Raw genomic sequence first — 16,221 nt, forward strand, 5'->3', positions numbered from 1 at the left:
CTTCGCCCTCCACCTGCCGACCCTGAAACGCCATCGGGGACTACTCGCCCGGGGACTGGGCGTATCCGCCGCCGGCCTCATTGAACCGCACGATATCCTCGATTGTCTGCTGGAGTTTCAGCTCATCCTGGTCGGATACGATGGCCTGTCCCACGCGGCCGTACGGGCCGAGCGGCGTGTCGGGTGACGAGGAATACTGGATCTCGTCGAAGCGGAAGTTGCGCTCGAAATCCTGTTGGGTGAGACTTCCGCTCTTCGGGCGGCGTAGCAGGAGGTACCCGTAGAAGCGATCCGGGTCACCGCTGTTCAGTGGCTCGGACAGCTCTTCCCCGAGTGCGAGGCTGATCTCGACGTCAAAGAGGTCGACGCCGAATGTCAGCTTGTTGACCTGAGGGGAGAGCGCTCCCGGGAGGCGGATGGCGCATTCGCCGAACGTCAGCCCCGCATCTTCCGTGAACGCTTCCAGATGGAATACGCAATCAGGTGCGTCGAGGCTTGCGAGCACCTGCGCGGCGAGCGTCTCCGCTTGCTGGAACAGCGTCGAACGGCGCCTTCTGTCCAAGATGTGGGCGGCCAGGACGCCGCCTTGTACGGCATTCAGCGGTGGGGTGTGGTTGCGGCTCATGGACGACCACTGGAGATCGCCGTTCTTCCAGATGCCGTCTATGTAGACCTCCGGGGCGTCGATGAAGGACTCGGCGACGACCTCGACGTCCGACTGCCCGGTGAACAGGGCCAAGGCTCGTTCGTACTCTTCCGGGGACCGGACGATGGTCGTACGGAGGGCGCCGGCTCCGGTGGCCGGTTTGACCACGAAAACCTCTCCCAGGCCGTCGGCGAGCGTCTTGAACGACGTACCCACGGAGACATATCGGCAACGCGCCCGCCTGACGTGGGGCGGGAGTTTGCTCTTCTGCAGGTACTTGTCCCGGAAATACAGAGTGGTCGCTGAGTCCGTATTGCCGGGCAGATTCAACTGCTGCCGCAGATAGGCCGCTCCGAATACGCCCATCTCATGCACGGTCAGCACCCCGGCTGTATCGTCGAGTTGCGCCGAAAGTGCTGCTCGCAAGATTTCCTGGGCGTTCTCCATGTCGGTGACGTACGTGAAGCCCCGGCACTCCGGGGGGTTCACCGGCGGCTGGACTATATAGAAGGGCTCCAAGCCTCGCCGCCGCAGTGCCTCGTCCAGGCCGTCCCTATACCCGAGGACAATCATCGTCGGCATTCGCGTCTCCCCCGATTACGACCAGCCAAAACGTTGAACATCATTCCACGCGAATGCGGAAGCGGAGACTGTGATGTAGGTCACGGGTCAATCTCCGTGGCCGGGAAGCGTGTGGAATCCGCGTTCCGTGGGCGCGTTCCGCCGTCTCGTCTCCCGTGACAGTGAGGGCACCAGCTCGGATGCCGTGGTTGCCGTGGGCGCTCGTCATCAGAGAACTCCTTGGCACCCGCCGGGCGGGATTCGCCGGAACTCGCCCGACGGGGCGTGACTTAAGGCTCATGCGTGCTGTCCGGCCTCCGCCTGGTGTCCGGCGTGGTCCGGGTCGAGACCGGCGTCGGCGGCCGTGACGACGGCGCGCTCGGCGCCGGTGTCGAGCGAGCGGCACAGCGCCAGGTAGAGCAGGGACGACGTGGCGAGTCCGACCAGCATGGTGACATCGGCGCCCTTGACCCAGCGCGCGAGCGGCCCCTCCAGGTCGCCGATCACGGCGAACGGCAGCATCGAGGCGAAGCCGACGCCATAGGCGGTCAGCCCGCGCCAGTTCCAACGGCCGTAGATGCCATGGGGGTTGAAGATCTCGCGGATCGAGTAGCGGCCACGCCGCACCACATAGAAGTCGATCAGGTTGATCGCCGTCCACGGGGTGAAGAGGTAGCCGAGGACGATCAGGAAGTCCCCGAAGGTGGTCAGGAAGTCGTCGTTCGCGCTGAAGGCGAGGCCGGTGGAGGCCACGCCCAGGACCACCAGTGTGGTGACGCGGGTGCCCAGGGTCAGCGGGATCCGCTTCACCGAGTCGATGCTGGAGAGCAGCGTGAGGCTGCCACCGTAGAAGTTGAGGGTGCCGATGGTGAACAGCGGAATCACCGACACCAGCAGCAGCACCCCACCGAAACCGTCGAACAGCTGGTCACCGGCCCTGACCACGGCATCCACCAGGCCCAGTTTCGGGAACAGACCCGCGGCCACCGCCCCCACCAGCATCATCCACGCGCCGCCGAAGCCCGCGCCCAGATACGTCCACCAGAACGAGGAGCGCACCCCCACCGTCGGCGGAAGGTAGCGGGAGTAGTCGGAGACGTAGATGGACCAGGAGAGCTGGTAGACGGCGGCGTGGAACAGCTGGATCAGGAAGGGGGCGAGGGTGAAGGCGCTCAGGTCGAGTTGGTCCGCGCTGAAGGGGGCGACCACCACGATGCCCACCGAGAAGACGGCCAGGCCCGCACCGGTCAGATACGTCAGCCACCGGGACGCCTTGTGGATGAAGTCGTATCCCACGATGGCGAGCACGATGCCGACCACCGCGTAGGCGATATAGCTGACCGACGGGGGAGTGTCCGCCAGATGGTCCATCGTCGAGCCGACCAGCACCTGGTTGAAGGCCGTGTAGCCGATGTACGTCACCAGCGCCACCACCCACACCAGCAGCGCGCCGACGAAGCCGAACTGCGGCCGGGACTGGACCATTTGGGGCAGCCCGAGCTGCGGGCCCTGCGTGGAGTGGAAGGCCATGAAGAAGGTGCCCAGGGCGTTGCCGAGCACGATGGCGATGGCCGTCCAGATCAGATTGCCGCCGAGCGTCACCCCGATCGCGCCGGTGGCGATGGTGGCGAGATGCGCGTCCCCGGCGAACCAGACGGGGAACAGGTGCCAGACCTTGCCGTGGCGTTCGGCGAGGGGCACATAGTCGATCGACCGGCTCTCGATGACCGGCCGGTGGTGCCGAGTGGCGCCCGGCGTGTCCGGTGAACCGGTCGCCTTGGTGGTGCTGACTGCCATGCGGTATCTCCTGGGCGCGAGCGTGGACGGGCGTGTGGTGCGCGGATCCCCCTGACGGTCGTGGTCGCGGCGGCCGGTTCAGCCGGTCCGGTTGAGCGCGGCGTACGCGAGCTGCTCCAGCAGCAGCGCCGCCTCGCGCGGAGCGTCGGTGGCGGCCGTGATCACCTGCTTGGCGACGGAGACGGCGAGCCGCGGCTGTCCGGCCAGCTCCGTGGCGATCTCCACCGCCTTGTCCCGTACGGTGCCCGCTTCGGCGATCTCCCCGATCAGCCCCCAGGCGTACGCCTCCGGCGCGCCGAAGCGGCGGCCGCGCAGCACCAGATCGCGGGTGCGGGCCGGTCCGACCTCGCGCACCAGCCGGGTCACCCCGCCGGAGCTGGGCAGAATGCCGATGCCCACCTCGGGCAGCCCGAAGACCGTGTCCGGATCGGCCACCCGGATGTCCGCGGCCAGCGCCAGTTCCAGGCCGCCGCCGAGGCAGTAGCCGGACAGGGCCGCCACCGTGGGCTGGGGTAGGGCGGCGAACGCCTCGTACACGGCGCCGGACGAGCGGTAGTAGTCGGCGATCGCCTCGGGGGTCATCTCGCGCAGCTCGCCGGTGTCCGCCCCGGCCGAGAAGGCGCGCGGCACTCCGGTGACGACCACGGCCCGGCTGGTGCGCACCCGCGGGCCGCGCAGGGCGTCGAGCAGGGCGGACTCCATATGGGTGGAGAGCGCGTTGAGCTTCCGCTCCCGCCGCAGCGTGAGGACGGCGATGTCCTGGTGCTCGCCGGTGCGCTCGATCTCCACGGTGCCGGCCTCCGGGGAGGCGGCGGGTGTTGTGTCGGTGACGGTCATGGCGCTGGTGCTTCTCCTGCCTCGCTGGTTGAGGGACGTTGCCGCGCCACGTGTCCGGGCGGTGGCAGTGGGGTGCGCGGCGGCAGGGACCGTGGGCGTGGCCGTACGCCCCGGCGTGGCCGTACGGCCCCTGCCGCCGGAGGCGCCGGTCAGCTCCCGGCGGTGAAGGACAGCAGGTCGTCCAGGCCGCGCTTGCCGACCTCGTTGGCGATGACCAGCCGCTGGATCTCGGAGGTGCCCTCCCAGATCCGGTCCACCCGCAGCTCGCGCCACAGCCGCTCGACCGGGACGTCCCGCATGTAGCCGCGGCCGCCGAAGATCTGCACACAGCGGTCGACGATCCGGTTGGACGCCTCGGAGGCGGCGAGCTTGGCGGTGGCGGCCTTGGCGTGCAGGGTCTTGCGGTCGCCGCCCTGGTCGAACTCCCAGGCCACCTGGTGGGTGAAGGCGCGGTTGGTGGCGATCTCGGTCACCGAGTCGGCGATCATGCCCTGGATCAGCTGCCGGTTCATCAGCACATCACCGCCCTGCTCACGCTCCTTCGCCCAGTCGACGGCCAGCCGCAGCGCGCGCTCGGCGGCGCCGATGGTGCGCGCGGCGATCATCAGCCGCTCCTCGGTGAACCAGTCGCGGGTCAGGTCGTATCCCTCGCCGACCCTGCCGAGGACGGCGTCCTGGCCGACCCGGACGTCCTGGAAGAGGAACTCGGGGTGTTCGTAGACGAAGGTGTGGGTGTAGCGCGGGGTGCGCTTGACCGAGACGCCGGGGGTGCCCTTGTCGACGAGGAACATCGTCGGCTCGTTGTCCGGCTGTACGTAGGCCAGGACGATCAGGAAGTCCGCCACGTCGCCCACGGTCACGAACCACTTCTCGCCGTTCAGGACATAGTCGTCGCCGTCCCGGGTGGCCGTGGTGCGGATCCGGGAGGGATCGGAGCCGGCGTGTTCCTCGGTGATGGCCACGGCATCGCGGCGGCGGCCCTCGATGTCCGGGACCAGGTAGCGCTCGCGCTGCTCGGGAGTGCACGCGCTGAGGCAGTTGGCCGGCCGCCACACCGCGTCCCACAGGGCGTTGGTCAACTTGCCCAACTCATCCTGGACGACGACCTGTTCGAGGATGGTCAGCCCCGCGCCGCCCCACTCGGCGGGCATGTTGATGGCCTGGAGGCCATGGGCCAGCACCTCCTCGCGGATGGCGGCGTGGGTTTCGGGCGGCAGACCGTTGTTGGCCTCGCACTCGTCCTCGTACTGCATGATCTTGCCGGTCAGGCCGGCGGCACGCTGCTTGAGTTCGAGCAGACGGGGGCTGAGGGCGAATTCCACGGTGTTCCTCCTGTTGATGTGGCGCGGGTGAGCGCTCTTGTGCGATGGGGTTCAGCCCAGGACGATGCGGGCGTCCAGGCCCTGGCATCCGCGCGGAGTGGCGAGCAGCGGATTGACCTCCAGCTCGGCGATCTCCGGGTGGGCCGCCGCCACGTCGGTGATGGCGGCGATGGTGTGGGCGAGTGCGTCGAGGTCGACGGCGGGGCGGCCGCGCACGCCGTACAGCAGGGCGGCGGAGCGCAGCCGGCCCAGCAGCTCACGGGCCTGCCCGGGGGTGAGCGGGGCGAGCGCGAAGTCCACGTCGCGCAGCACCTCGGTGGTGACCCCGCCGAGGCCGAGCATGGTGACCGGCCCGAAGCGGGGGTCGCGCCGGACGCCGACGATCAGCTCGACGCCGTCGCGCAGATCCGCCATGGCCTCGACGCAGTACCCCGGCGGGGACAGCCGCCCGGCCATGTCGGCGACGGCGGTACGGACCGCCGGGTCGCCCTCCAGTCCGAGCGCGACACCCCCGGAGTCGGACTTGTGCAGCAGGCCGAGGGCCTTGACCACGACCCTGCCGCCGATCTCACGGGCCGCCGCCACGGCCTCGTCCACGGTCGTGGCCAGGCGCGCCGCCGGGAAGTCCACCCCCGCGGCGCGGATCAGCTCGCGTGCGCTCCAGTAGCCGTCGTCCGTGACCGGTGGCGCCGGGTCGGGCAGGGGACGCAGCGCGGGGTCGGCGGCGGCGCGCCGGGCCAGCATCCCGAGGCTGCGGGCCGCCTCCTCGATGGCGCGGAAGACCGGGACGCCGCGCCGCTGCAACTCCTCGGCGGCATCGCTGTAGGGGTACATGGTGTGCACGGCCACCGGCTTGCAGCGGTCGCGCACCAGCTCGCCCAGCTCGGCCGCGGTCTCGACCTCGGCCGCGGCGAGGGCGGCGCTGTACTCGCCGTAGCCGCCGAAGTATCCGGTGATCAGGACCGAGTCGGTGTCCGGCGCGTCGAGCAGATCGCCCAGCACCCGGGCGAAGGAGGTGACGTCCTTCTCGCCCATGCCCGCCAGGTCCACCGGGTTGCCCACCCCCGCCGACGGCGTCAGATGGTCCCGCAGCCGCTGCGCCAGCTCGGGGTCGAACTCCGGCACGGACAGCCCGTACCGCTCGGCCAGGTCACAGGCGACCGAGGCATGGCCGCCGCCGTCGGCGAGCACCGCCACCCTGCGGGCCGGGGCCGCGCCGAACAGATGCAGCGCCTCCAGCAGGCCGGCCATCTGCCGGGGGCTGGCCACCCGGTCGATCCCGGCGGCCCGGCAGGCCGCGTCGATCACCGAGCTGTCGCTGACCAGCGCCCCGGTGTGCGACTTGGCGCCGCGTACGGACGCCTCGCTGGCGCCGACCGTGAGCAGCACCACGGGCTTGCCCATGGTGGTGGCCTCGGCGGCCGCGGCCACGAAGTCCCGGCCGTCGCCGAAGTCCTCGCTGTACACCGCGATCAGCCTGGTTTCCGGATGCACGGTGTAGGCGCGGATGAGGTCGGCCACGGTGAGATCGGCCTGGTTGCCGAGCGAGGCGAAGCGGGAGAAGCCGAGCCCGCGCTCGGAGAGGATCCGGCTGAGCTCCAGGGCCATGTTGCCGCTCTGCGAGATCAGCCCCACCGAGCCAGCCGGCAGCGGATTGGAGGACAGATACAGCTCGCTGCCGCTGTCCAGGACGCCCAGGCAGTTCGGGCCCAGCAGCACGGCCCCCGCCTCGCGCACCCGCCGGGCCAGCGCCGACTGCCGCGCCTCGCCCTCCGTGCCGAGCTCCGCGAAGCCCGCGGTGATGCCGACGATGGCGCGCGCCCCGGCGGCGAGCGCGTCCTCGACGGCCGACTCGAACCCGGCCGCCGGGACGGCGATCACTGCGAGGTCGGCGCGCTGGGGGAGTTCGGCCGTGGAACGGTAGGCGCGTTCGCCGAGCACCGGTTCACCACGGCGGTTGACCAGGTACACCGGGCGGCGCCCCCGCATGCGCAGCGCCTGCACACTGATCCAGTTGCCCCACTTGGTCTGGTCGTTGCTGGCTCCGACGATGGCGACCGCGTTCGGTGCGAAGAGCGGTCCCAGGTCGCGTTCGGGAACGCGCCGCTCGGTGGCGGAGAGGCTCATGGGTTGTCCTTAGGGGACGAGTCCGGCGTGGTGAGGTGGTGGGGTACGTCGGGTACGGGGTGACCGGCACCCCAGGCGTCGGCTCCGCCGTCGACGACGACGGTCGTCCCGGTGATGTACGAGCCCTGGGGGGAGGCGAGGAAGGAGATGAGGCCGGAGACGTCCTCGGGCCGGCCGAGCCTGCCGAGCGGCACCGACCGCTCCCAGCGCTCCCGGTCCTCCGGTGTGTAGTGGTCGTCCAGGCCCCCGGTGGCGATGGTGCCGGGCGCCACGCACACCGTACGGATGCCGTACCGGCTCCACTCCAGGCTGAGCCCGGCCGCGAGGTTCTCCACCGCGGCCCGCGCGGAGGCGGCATGGGCGAAGCCGGGGATGCCGCGGCGCGGGGAGAAGGCGATGAAGAACACCGCGCCCGAGCGCTGCGGAATCATCGCCCGGCGGGCGACCTCGCGGGTCATCGCCCATGTGGCGTCGACGGCGAGCCGGTGCACGGCCCGCCAGCCGCCCGGGCTGATCTCCTCGGCGGGCGCGGAGAACTGTCCGCCCGCGTTGTTGACCAGGATGTCGACGCGTCCGAACGCGTCGAGCGCGCGGTCGACGACCGTGCTGACGTGGGACTCCTCGCGGATGTCCGCGGACAGCGTGACGCAGGAGCCGCCGAGGGCCTCGATCTCCTCGGCGGCCTCCGCCAGGGGCTCCGGACGGCGCCCGCAGATCACGACGCGCGCGCCGCCGGCGGCCAGGCCCAGGGCGGTGGCCCGGCCGATGCCGGTGCCCCCGCCGGTCACCAGCGCGACCTTGCCGGTGTGGACATCCGGCCGTAGTCCGCTGTCCGGCGGCACGGGTTGGTCAGTGCGCACAGAGCCTCCTCGAGCTGTGTGCCGAAGGTATGGGTGCCAAAGGTTTGACTGATGCGTCAGTTAGCCCTCTCGCCGAGACTGCCGTCAAGGGGTGACGGTAAGGAAATTCCCGTGGCAGAAGGGGTCCACCGCGGACCTGGGACTTGCCGAGGAACTGACGCTTCAGTCAGAATGATCGGACGCTGAGCGTCGGCGCTGACGGGGGAACCAGGACCGAGGACGACGGGGAGACGATGTGACCACCGGGACGAAGGCGGAGCCCAGGAGCGATGAGGACCGCAGGGCGAGGATCCTCGACGCCACGTGGCAGCTGATCGCCGAGCGTGGCTTCCACGCCGTGCGCATCGCCGACATCGCCAAGGTCTGTGGCACCAGCACCGGCACGGTGCACTACTACTTCCCCGGCAAGAACGACGTCCTGGCGGAGGCCCTCAAGTACTGCGTCGACCGGGCGTTCGCCCGCCAGTCCACCCAACTGCGCGCCGTCCACAACGCTCACGAGCGGCTGCTGAAGCTGATCGACATGCAGCTGCCACGCGTCGGCCAGGTCCGGGACGAGTGGGCCATCTGGCTCCAGTACTGGGCCGAGGCCACCATCCGCCCCGAATTCCGCCCGGCCCACAACGAGTACTACGCGCGCTGGCAGGAAACCGTCCGCCGGATCGTCCAGCGCGGCCAGCGGCAGGGCATCTTCCGCGCGGACGCCGATCCGCAGGTCGTCGCGCTGCGCCTGACCGCCCTCACCGACGGCGCGGCCATCCAGGTGCTGACCGGAGTCCCCGGCATGACCATCGGGACCATGCGCGAACTCCTGGTGGATTTCGTCCACCAGGAGCTCGTGGCAGGCGCCGCCTGACGTAAGGGGCCCTCACCGACGGGGGATGCGGTGAGGGCCACCCACAGTGTGGCACGGCATAGGGGCGGAAGTGCACGTTCCGAGCGAGACGGACGCATATATCTACAACCGGAACTCGACGGCCCGCACGACGGCGGCGGCGAGGGGACCGCGTTCTTTCACCCGCGCCGTTCGGCCGGGCCGACCATGGCGGCCGGGTCGGCGATGCGGTCGAAGTCCTTCGCGGTGACGTCACCCGAGGCCAGTGCGGCCTCGCGCAGTGCGGCCTCGCGCAGGGTGGTGCCCTCGTCGTCGGCCTTGTGCGCGATGGCCGAGGCCTTGTCGTAGCCGATGACCGGGGAGAGGGCGGTGACCAGCATGAGGGACCGGTTGACGTCATCTTGACGTGGCCGTAGGCGTGGTAGACGGCCTTGGGCATCCGGTCGTCCCCGATCGAGAAGTGGATCAGGGACCGCTGTGTCTGCGCGCCCCAGTACCGGTCCGCCGGGACGTCGATGGCGCCCATCGAGTCGGTCTCCCGGCGGCTGCCGGCCGCGTGCAGACCGATGGGCAGGTCGAGGATCTCCGGGGCGTCGTCGCCCCCGGCCGGGGCGGGGTGCCGCGCGGTCATGACGCCGCTCCGTCGCCGTAGACCGGCTCCCACATGGCCTGGTGGACGGCCTGGGCGGGATCGGCGGGCTTGCTGGTGGCGACACCCTCGCCGACCGCCGCCTTGACCACCGCCGTCGCGGTGGTCGCCGAGGACTCCCGCAGGTTCTCCACCGGCGGCAGCAGGGAGGCGCCCGGTTGCCCGGGGTCGACCTGGTCGGCCACCGCCTGAGCGGCCGCGAGCAGCATGTCCGCGGTCACCGTGGACGCTCCGGAGACGATCGTGCCCAGGCCCAGTCCGGGGTAGAGCAGCGCGTTGTTGGCCTGCGCGATCCGGTAGGTCACACCGTCGTGTTCCACGGGTGGGACGGGGATGCCGGTCGCTATCAGGGCCTTGCCCTTCGACCAGGCGAGGATGTCGTCCGGCATGGCCTCGATGCGCGAGGTCGGGTTGGAGAGCGGGAAGACGATCGGGCGCCCGGTACCCGCGGCCATGGCCTCGACGACCTCGCGGGTGAACGCCCCGTGCACGGTGGAGGTGCCCAGCAGGATCGTCGGCTCGACCCGGCGCACGGTCTCCAGCAGAGAGACGGCGCCGCCGTCGGCCGCCCAGTCGGCGGCCTCCGACCGGTCCCGCGCGTAGGGCTGCTGGAAGTCGCGCAGGTCGGTCATGTCGCGGGTGAGCAGGCCCTGCTTGTCGATCAGCCAGACCTGTGCGGTGGCCTGCTCGGGGCTCGCGCCGTCGCGGATCATGGCGTCACGGAGCTGGTCGGCGATGCCCACCCCGGCGGTGCCCGCGCCGAAGACCACGAGCTTCTGGTCACGCATCCGCACCCCGCCGGCCCTGACCGCCGACAGGGTCGCGGCCAGGGTGATCGCGCCGGTGCCCTGCATATCGTCGTTGAAGATCCGGTAGCCGCCCCCGTACGTCTCCAGGATCCGCCGGGCGTTGCTCGGGCCGAAGTCCTCGAAGTGCAGCAGCGCGCCCGGGAACTTCGACGAAGCCGTGCGCAGATACGTCTCGATGAACGTGTCGTAGTCGGCGCCGCGGACCCTGGGATGCCGATTGCCCAGGTACAGCGGGTCCTTGAGCAGCGACTCACGGTCCGTGCCCACATCCAGTGACACGGCGATGACACGGCGCGGATCGATACCGGCCGCCGCGGTGTAGACCGCCAGCTTGCCGACCGAGATCTGGATCCCGCCCACGCCCCAGTCGCCGATGCCCAGGATCTCCTCGGCGTCGGTGCACACGATCAGGTCCACGTCCTCGGGCCCGAGCCGCAGTGTGGCGAAAGCCCTCTCCATGCTCTCCGGGTCGTCGATGGAGAGGAAGATCCCTCGGGGGCGGCGGTACTCATGGGAGTACTTCTCGATCGCCTCGCCCACGGTGGGGTCGTACACGATCGGCAACAGCTCCACGAGGTGGTCGGTGAGCACCTTGAAGTACAGGGTCTCGTTGCGGTCGTGCAGCTGCTCCAGGTACACGTTCTTGGCCAGGTCACCGCCCTGGGCCCGCAACTGCTGGTGGGCGCGCTGTGCCTGCTGCTCCAGCGTCAGCACCCCGGAGGGCAGCCGCCCGGTCAGTCCCAGCTCGTCCCGCTCCGGCCGCGTGAACGCCACGCCACGGTTGAGGAGCGGATCCATCAGGGCGTCCGGAGTGGCAGGAGTGCGCGCGGTGCTCTTGGCCATGATGCCTCTCCCCAAAGTGCGTCTGCATGCATGCATGCATGCATGCATGTGTGCGTGCGCCGCCCGGCGAACCCGGACCGGGGGAGTCCCGCGACGCCATCTCCACCGTGCGTATAGAGCTCCCACCCCCGCTCGTCGATCTTCGAGCTCGCTGCATGCAATGCCTGGATGGGGTTACACATCCATTACGGACATATCCGACGAAAGGCCTGTTATGAAGTTCGCGGTCATCGGCGGCACCGGACTCATTGGGTCGCAGGTCGTCAAGAATCTGAACGCAGCCGGGCATGAGGCGGTACCGCATTCGCCGTCCACGGGCGTCGACATCATCAGCGGCAAGGGGCTGGACGAGGCCGTGGCGGGGGCCGGCACCGTCGTCAACTTGGCGAACTCCCCGACGTTCGACGAAGCCTCCCTGGCCTTCTTCCAGACGTCGATGGACAACCTGCTGGCCGCGTCCCAGAAGGCCGGGGTCGGCCACTTCGTGATTCTCTCGATCGTCGGTGTGGACCAGGTGCCGGAGCTGGTCTACTACCGGGCGAAGGCGCTCCAGGAGGAGATCCTCACGGCCGGGCCGGTCCCGTACTCGATCGTCCGGGCGACGCAGTTCATGGAGTTCATGGACGCCACCCTGTCCTGGACCGCCGACAGCGAGACCGTCCGGCTGCCCACCACGCCGATCCAGCCGATCGCCGCCAAGGACGTGGCCGCCGCGGTGACGGATGTGGCCCAGGGTCCCCCGCTGCGCGGCATTCGCAACATCGCGGGCCCCGAGGTCTTCCCCCTGGACGAGCTGGGCCGGATCACCCTGGCCCAGAAGGGCGACCCCCGCACCGTCGTCACCGACCCGACCGCCGGCATGTTCGCGGAGGTCAAGGGTGACGTCCTCACCGACCCGGGCGCCGACCTCGCCCCCACCCGCTACGCCGACTGGCTCTCCTGACCCGTGTGCGGCCCGGACCGGCCCTCGCGGCCGGCCTGTGCGGTGAAGGGTCCGTGGTCGACGAAACGGTGCAGCTGGCGGGCGAAGGTCCGGGCTTCGCCGGGCGGCCAGGAGGCGAGGGAGTCCTCGATGTGCGCGGCGAGGCGCTGCCGGGTCGTTTCGACCGCCGCTCGCCCGGCCTCGGTCAGGGCGAGCAGAGTGGCGCGCCGGTCGGCGGGGTCGGGCTCGCGGCCCAGCAGGCCGGCTTCCTCCAGGCGGGTCGCGCGGCGGGTGACACCGGAGCGGTCCAGGCCGATCTCGTCGGCGAGACTGGCGGCGCTGCGCGGGCCGGTGCGGGCGAGCCCGCTGAGCACGGGGTAGGTGACCTCGTCCACGGCCTCGCCCAGACCCTCGGTCAGGCGTCGGTAGATCTGTTCACGGGTGCTGCGCTTGAGCAGCGTCCCCAGCACGTCGGCGATCTCGTGTCCCACGTCGGTCGGCATGGCTCCAAGTCTAGCGTGCGCGGCGCACGCAATGTGCGGTACGGTGCAAGTGCGTGCTCGGCGCACGCAGTTTTCGACACTCGAAACCGAAGGGCACCGTCATGGCCACCACCACCTCCACCCCCATCTCCCGTACCGACATCGCCACCGCCCTCACCGACCTGCTCTTCACGCCCGGTCTCGAACTGGCCGAGGCCGCCGACCGGCACTTCGCCCCCGACTACCGCCAGCGCACCGACGGCCGCTGGGACGACCGCGGTGAGTTCATGGCCCACATCGCCCACCTGCGCACGATCGTCGCCGGCGGATCGGTCCGGGTCCTCGACGAACTCGCGCGGGGCGACCTGTACGCGGACCGTCATGTCATCGACGTCGTCAAGACCGACGGCTCCACCGTGCGTACGGAGGTCTACCTCTTCGCCGAGTTCGCCCCTGACGGGCGGTTCCGCCGCATCGAGGAGACCACCCTCATGCTCGAGGGCGCCGACGCCGACCGGAACCTGGGCAGCGCCCGCTGACGCCGCGGGCCCCGTACCGCCGCGGTGGTACGGGGCCGCCGTCCCGCCGGTGAACGAAGGGTGGCCGGGCCGCCCGGGCCGTACGGTGCCGCGGCCGAGCCGTCCGGCGGGGGAGCGGGTCACCGGCCGTGCCGACGGTGGAGCGGCCCACCGGCTACCCTGATCTCCCACTGCGCCCCATGGAGCGCGCGTCCTGCGAGAGAATGACCCGAGCGAAGGCGTCTCGACCAGGGCCGCCGACCGTCGCACCCGATGTGGGAAAGGGAACTCGGAGATGAGCGCACAGCCCGAACACCCCACCGACGGCAGGATCCCGGCGATCCCGAACACGATCAACGGCATCGGCGACGCGCTGACCGGAGCGAACCGGGCCCAGTTCTACGCCGAGGTGCTGGCCGCTGAGGAGGAAACCGTTCCGGGCGTCATGCGCAAGTGGTGGAAGGCGGCCATGCTCGACCGCGCCCCCGGCGCCGCGGAGAGCCGCTCCCACGCCGCCGCCGGCACCCGGCTGGTCTCCGTGGACGACCTCGCCGACCGGCTGGAGGGAATCACCCGATGAACCCCCGGCCGCGCGGCGGCTGGACGGCGTGGACCGAGGAGATCCCCGCCCGGACGCTGCTCGACATGCCACCGGACCTCTCCAAGAAGGTGGTGAACTTCCTGGGCGCGCTGGCCCTCGAAGTCGGCGGCGCGATCGATCGCGACCGGCAGCCCCCCGGCGACCCCATGGACGACCTCGGCGCCCGGTACAGCCTGCAGATCGGCGGCGAGCCGGTCGTCTTCGAGTACGTCGTCCTCCCCGAACTCCGCGAGATCCGCGTCCCCGTATTGGTCTGGTTCCGCTGATCTACCGCATCGGGGCCGGGTGCTGACGCGGGTCGTCCCCTTTGCCGCCGCCTTCCCGGCTTACTTCGATTCGACTCGTCCGAGCGGGCTGGGGCCGGCCGCCAGCGCGTCGCACGCCGTCTGCCAGGCGGAATCCGCGGGGTTGAGCAGGGTGCGGAGGTAGGCCCAGGTGAGCCGCTGGACCGTGGATACGCGCTCGGGGCTTTCGTCGGTGGTCTCGGCCACGTCATAGCCGGAGACCCCGCCGAGCCCGTGCTCCGCGCCGTGCAGCGTGAGCAGGGACTTGGGGCCGGGGGAGAGGAAGTACGGATCGGTGTGCCACTCCGGGCCCCGGACCGTCAGGTGGGGAGAGTCGTCCTTGTCACCGGCGACCACGAGCGCGGGCGTGGTCATCTTGGAGAAGTCCGTGGTCAGGAAGAAGGGGAAGTTCCGGGCCGTGGACTCGGTGAGGGCATCGCCGCCCCCGCCGGGCGCGGCAAGCAGCACACCCGCCGCGATCCGGGGCTCGGCCAGGTCCACTTCCGTCCCGTCCTCCGGATCGGTGAGCCGGGCGCCCAGCAGCAGGCTCGCGGTGTGTCCGCCCATCGAGTGCCCGGCCACGGCCACCTTGCTCCGGTCAACGCGCCCGAGGAGCTGTGGAACGGCGGCCTCGATCACATCGAGTTGGTCGAGGACGCGCGTCATGTCCTCGGCCCGCGATCGCCAGAACAGCGGCGCGCCCGGGGTGGCGGGGTCCAGGGTCAGTGTCCGCGAGCTCAGATGGGTGGGCTGGATGACGACGAAGCCGTGTGCGGCCCAGAAGTTGGCGAGCGGGGCGTATCCGTTCAGTGAGGAGAGGTGGTTCGAGTAGCCCTGGCCGTGCGAGAGGAGGATGACGGGCAGATCGCGCCCGGTCACGGGCGCGGAGACGCGCACTTCCAGGTCCACCGCTCGGCCGGGAGCCGGTAGCACCACCGGGCTGACCGAGAGGACCGGAGTGGGCGAGCCGAAGGCGTCGGCGGCGTACGTCGATTCACTCATGAGGTGTGCGTATCCCTTCAATGGCCTCTGTGCCGGTCTGGTTCGGCCGGGGTGGGGGAGGCGATCAGGAGCGTCCGGCTTCGGGCGGCGCCGAAAACGGATCGTCGTTCCGATTAATGTACGGAGCGACGTTCCGTTTTGTCAAAGCGGTTGACCGTGAAGCGGCTCAGGCGGCCATCCACGGAACACGGCAGACGTGGGGCGCCGTGCCCTCCGGGCACAAGGCCTTGATCACTGTCTTGCGGATCGCCCGCCACGTCCGCAGGGAACACACCAAGTGGACGCGCAGCTCGACCGGTTCCCGCGCCCCACTGCTCCGGCCGGGGTGCTCCACGGCCCACTGCTCCGCCAGCAGGTCGTACACGTCGGCGGTCGTCAGCTCGCTCCCGGAAAAGGTGCGTACGACGGACTCACCGACGATCCGGGCGCTACGGGAGCCCACAGCCGCCACCACGACTTCCCTGACCCACGCCAGCCCCTGCTGGTCCGCGTACAAGCCGAACCTCAGAGTGCGCGTCCTCATCGATCCTCGGGGCGCGGCCTTCCTGCCGTTGTGAGCCATCCGCAGATGCTAGCCGCATGGCCCCGGGAGGGCAGGCCGCTCGGCCTGCCCTCCCGGGGCCGCGATCACCCTCAGGCTTGTCACGCCGTCACGCAGCGGGTGTGGGCCGCCAGGAGAGTCGGCAGCGCGAGTTGCGGGCCGTCCGGGTCGTTGGCCGCGTCGTCCCAGCGGCGCAGCGCGACCGCGTCCCCGGCCGGCGGATGGGCCGCGAACTCCGCCACCTCGCGCTCGTCCATCGGGCCGCCCTGGACCTTCAGGGACGCGATCGACGCCGGGCTGAGCAGGGCGTGGTACGCCGCGTCGGTCGCCACCAGATAGCGCTTGGCCGGTACGTGCGGGGCGATGACCCACGCCACCCGTTCGCTCACCCGGCGGCGGGCGAACTCGGCGCCCGCCACCTCGTGCGGCAGGCCCGGGTGTTCGGCCGGGCCCGGCCGGTCCCGGCCGATGTCGTGCAGCGCCGCGGCCACCACCAGCTCGTCGTCCGCGCCCGCTCCATCGCCAGCCACGCCGTCTGGAGGGCGTGCGTCCGCTGGTCGACGGCCTCCCCGCCGTACGGCAGGC

At 70.6% G+C, this 16,221-nt stretch carries 17 protein-coding genes; 5 read left to right on the forward strand and 12 right to left on the reverse strand.

Going from position 1 to position 16,221, the window contains the following annotated elements:
• Positions 1–40: 40 nt before the first annotated feature.
• The 6 genes from LIV37_RS48980 to LIV37_RS49005 form a co-directional block, all read right to left on the reverse strand.
• On the reverse strand, positions 41–1,228 hold the full coding sequence (locus tag LIV37_RS48980; RefSeq protein ID WP_020874519.1) for an ATP-grasp domain-containing protein: 1,188 nt from the start codon (positions 1,226–1,228) through the stop codon (positions 41–43).
• A 276-nt stretch (positions 1,229–1,504) separates the two neighbouring features.
• Positions 1,505–3,004, reverse strand: a complete 1,500-nt coding sequence (locus LIV37_RS48985) for a purine-cytosine permease family protein (protein WP_020874520.1) — start codon at positions 3,002–3,004, stop codon at positions 1,505–1,507.
• Between the two features lie 78 nt (positions 3,005–3,082).
• The gene (locus LIV37_RS48990; protein WP_020874521.1) at positions 3,083–3,841 is read right to left on the reverse strand and encodes an enoyl-CoA hydratase/isomerase family protein; all 759 of its coding nucleotides are present in this window, start codon (positions 3,839–3,841) and stop codon (positions 3,083–3,085) included.
• A 149-nt stretch (positions 3,842–3,990) separates the two neighbouring features.
• The gene (locus LIV37_RS48995; protein ID WP_020874522.1) at positions 3,991–5,163 is read right to left on the reverse strand and encodes an acyl-CoA dehydrogenase family protein; all 1,173 of its coding nucleotides are present in this window, start codon (positions 5,161–5,163) and stop codon (positions 3,991–3,993) included.
• Positions 5,164–5,214: 51 nt separating this feature from the next.
• Entirely contained in the window at positions 5,215–7,290 is a 2,076-nt protein-coding gene (locus tag LIV37_RS49000; RefSeq protein WP_020874523.1) for an acetate--CoA ligase family protein, read from the reverse strand.
• A complete protein-coding gene (locus tag LIV37_RS49005; RefSeq protein WP_121826470.1) occupies positions 7,287–8,150 on the reverse strand; it encodes an SDR family NAD(P)-dependent oxidoreductase in 864 nt (287 codons plus the stop codon). Before LIV37_RS49005 ends, LIV37_RS49000 begins: the two co-directional genes overlap by 4 nt.
• Before the next feature lie 235 nt (positions 8,151–8,385).
• On the opposite strand from LIV37_RS49005, the gene LIV37_RS49010 reads away from it, so the two are divergent.
• Positions 8,386–9,006, forward strand: coding sequence for a TetR/AcrR family transcriptional regulator (locus tag LIV37_RS49010; protein ID WP_020874525.1), 621 nt, complete (start codon positions 8,386–8,388; stop codon positions 9,004–9,006).
• Positions 9,007–9,164: 158 nt separating this feature from the next.
• Here LIV37_RS49010 and LIV37_RS49015 read toward each other — a convergent pair whose 3' ends face one another.
• Both LIV37_RS49015 and LIV37_RS49020 read right to left on the reverse strand, forming a co-directional pair.
• On the reverse strand, positions 9,165–9,365 hold the full coding sequence (locus LIV37_RS49015) for a hypothetical protein (RefSeq protein ID WP_020874526.1): 201 nt from the start codon (positions 9,363–9,365) through the stop codon (positions 9,165–9,167).
• 247 nt (positions 9,366–9,612) lie between these two features.
• Complete coding sequence (locus LIV37_RS49020; RefSeq protein WP_020874527.1) at positions 9,613–11,286, reverse strand: NAD-dependent malic enzyme; 1,674 nt, start codon at positions 11,284–11,286, stop codon at positions 9,613–9,615.
• A 214-nt stretch (positions 11,287–11,500) separates the two neighbouring features.
• Here LIV37_RS49020 and LIV37_RS49025 point away from each other — a divergent pair, with 214 nt between their 5' ends.
• Positions 11,501–12,229 (forward strand): SDR family oxidoreductase, encoded by a 729-nt coding sequence (locus LIV37_RS49025; RefSeq protein ID WP_020874528.1) that lies wholly within the window; start codon positions 11,501–11,503, stop codon positions 12,227–12,229.
• On the opposite strand, the gene LIV37_RS49030 is transcribed toward LIV37_RS49025, so the two are convergent.
• The gene (locus tag LIV37_RS49030) at positions 12,208–12,711 is read right to left on the reverse strand and encodes a MarR family winged helix-turn-helix transcriptional regulator (RefSeq protein WP_020874529.1); all 504 of its coding nucleotides are present in this window, start codon (positions 12,709–12,711) and stop codon (positions 12,208–12,210) included. The two genes, LIV37_RS49025 and LIV37_RS49030, sit on opposite strands and share 22 nt — an antisense overlap.
• Positions 12,712–12,836: 125 nt before the next feature.
• Between LIV37_RS49030 and LIV37_RS49035 the strand changes: the two genes are divergently transcribed.
• The 3 genes from LIV37_RS49035 to LIV37_RS49045 all read left to right on the forward strand — a co-directional run bounded on the left by LIV37_RS49035 (position 12,837) and on the right by LIV37_RS49045 (position 14,075).
• Positions 12,837–13,229: a nuclear transport factor 2 family protein gene (locus LIV37_RS49035; protein ID WP_121826694.1), complete on the forward strand. Its 393-nt coding sequence runs from the start codon at positions 12,837–12,839 to the stop codon at positions 13,227–13,229.
• A gap of 274 nt (positions 13,230–13,503) precedes the next feature.
• Positions 13,504–13,788, forward strand: coding sequence for a hypothetical protein (locus LIV37_RS49040; protein WP_020874531.1), 285 nt, complete (start codon positions 13,504–13,506; stop codon positions 13,786–13,788).
• A complete protein-coding gene (locus LIV37_RS49045; protein WP_020874532.1) occupies positions 13,785–14,075 on the forward strand; it encodes a hypothetical protein in 291 nt (96 codons plus the stop codon). The genes LIV37_RS49040 and LIV37_RS49045 overlap by 4 nt, the downstream gene beginning before the upstream one ends.
• Positions 14,076–14,135: 60 nt before the next feature.
• Here LIV37_RS49045 and LIV37_RS49050 read toward each other — a convergent pair whose 3' ends face one another.
• The 3 genes from LIV37_RS49050 to LIV37_RS49060 all read right to left on the reverse strand — a co-directional run bounded on the left by LIV37_RS49050 (position 14,136) and on the right by LIV37_RS49060 (position 16,166).
• Positions 14,136–15,095 carry an alpha/beta hydrolase family protein gene (locus LIV37_RS49050; RefSeq protein ID WP_020874533.1) on the reverse strand — a complete coding sequence of 320 codons (960 nt, stop codon included), beginning with the start codon at positions 15,093–15,095 and terminating at the stop codon, positions 14,136–14,138.
• Positions 15,096–15,261: 166 nt separating this feature from the next.
• Positions 15,262–15,618, reverse strand: coding sequence for a hypothetical protein (locus tag LIV37_RS49055; protein WP_020874534.1), 357 nt, complete (start codon positions 15,616–15,618; stop codon positions 15,262–15,264).
• Positions 15,619–15,737: 119 nt separating this feature from the next.
• Positions 15,738–16,166 carry an HD domain-containing protein gene (locus LIV37_RS49060; protein WP_158634997.1) on the reverse strand — a complete coding sequence of 143 codons (429 nt, stop codon included), beginning with the start codon at positions 16,164–16,166 and terminating at the stop codon, positions 15,738–15,740.
• Between the last annotated feature and the right edge of the window lie 55 nt (positions 16,167–16,221).

Source organism: Streptomyces rapamycinicus NRRL 5491 (assembly GCF_024298965.1).
Classification (GTDB): Bacteria; Actinomycetota; Actinomycetes; order Streptomycetales; family Streptomycetaceae; genus Streptomyces; species Streptomyces rapamycinicus.

Coding starts and splice junctions, on each gene's coding strand:
- LIV37_RS48980 (WP_020874519.1), bottom strand. CDS start 1,228: ATGCCGACGATGATTGTCCTCGGGTATAGGGACGGCCTGGACGAGGCA.
- LIV37_RS48985 (WP_020874520.1), bottom strand. CDS start 3,004: ATGGCAGTCAGCACCACCAAGGCGACCGGTTCACCGGACACGCCGGGC.
- LIV37_RS48990 (WP_020874521.1), bottom strand. CDS start 3,841: ATGACCGTCACCGACACAACACCCGCCGCCTCCCCGGAGGCCGGCACC.
- LIV37_RS49000 (WP_020874523.1), bottom strand. CDS start 7,290: ATGAGCCTCTCCGCCACCGAGCGGCGCGTTCCCGAACGCGACCTGGGA.
- LIV37_RS49015 (WP_020874526.1), bottom strand. CDS start 9,365: ATGCTGGTCACCGCCCTCTCCCCGGTCATCGGCTACGACAAGGCCTCG.
- LIV37_RS49020 (WP_020874527.1), bottom strand. CDS start 11,286: ATGGCCAAGAGCACCGCGCGCACTCCTGCCACTCCGGACGCCCTGATG.
- LIV37_RS49025 (WP_020874528.1), top strand. CDS start 11,501: ATGAAGTTCGCGGTCATCGGCGGCACCGGACTCATTGGGTCGCAGGTC.
- LIV37_RS49030 (WP_020874529.1), bottom strand. CDS start 12,711: ATGCCGACCGACGTGGGACACGAGATCGCCGACGTGCTGGGGACGCTG.
- LIV37_RS49040 (WP_020874531.1), top strand. CDS start 13,504: ATGAGCGCACAGCCCGAACACCCCACCGACGGCAGGATCCCGGCGATC.
- LIV37_RS49045 (WP_020874532.1), top strand. CDS start 13,785: ATGAACCCCCGGCCGCGCGGCGGCTGGACGGCGTGGACCGAGGAGATC.
- LIV37_RS49050 (WP_020874533.1), bottom strand. CDS start 15,095: ATGAGTGAATCGACGTACGCCGCCGACGCCTTCGGCTCGCCCACTCCG.
- LIV37_RS49055 (WP_020874534.1), bottom strand. CDS start 15,618: ATGAGGACGCGCACTCTGAGGTTCGGCTTGTACGCGGACCAGCAGGGG.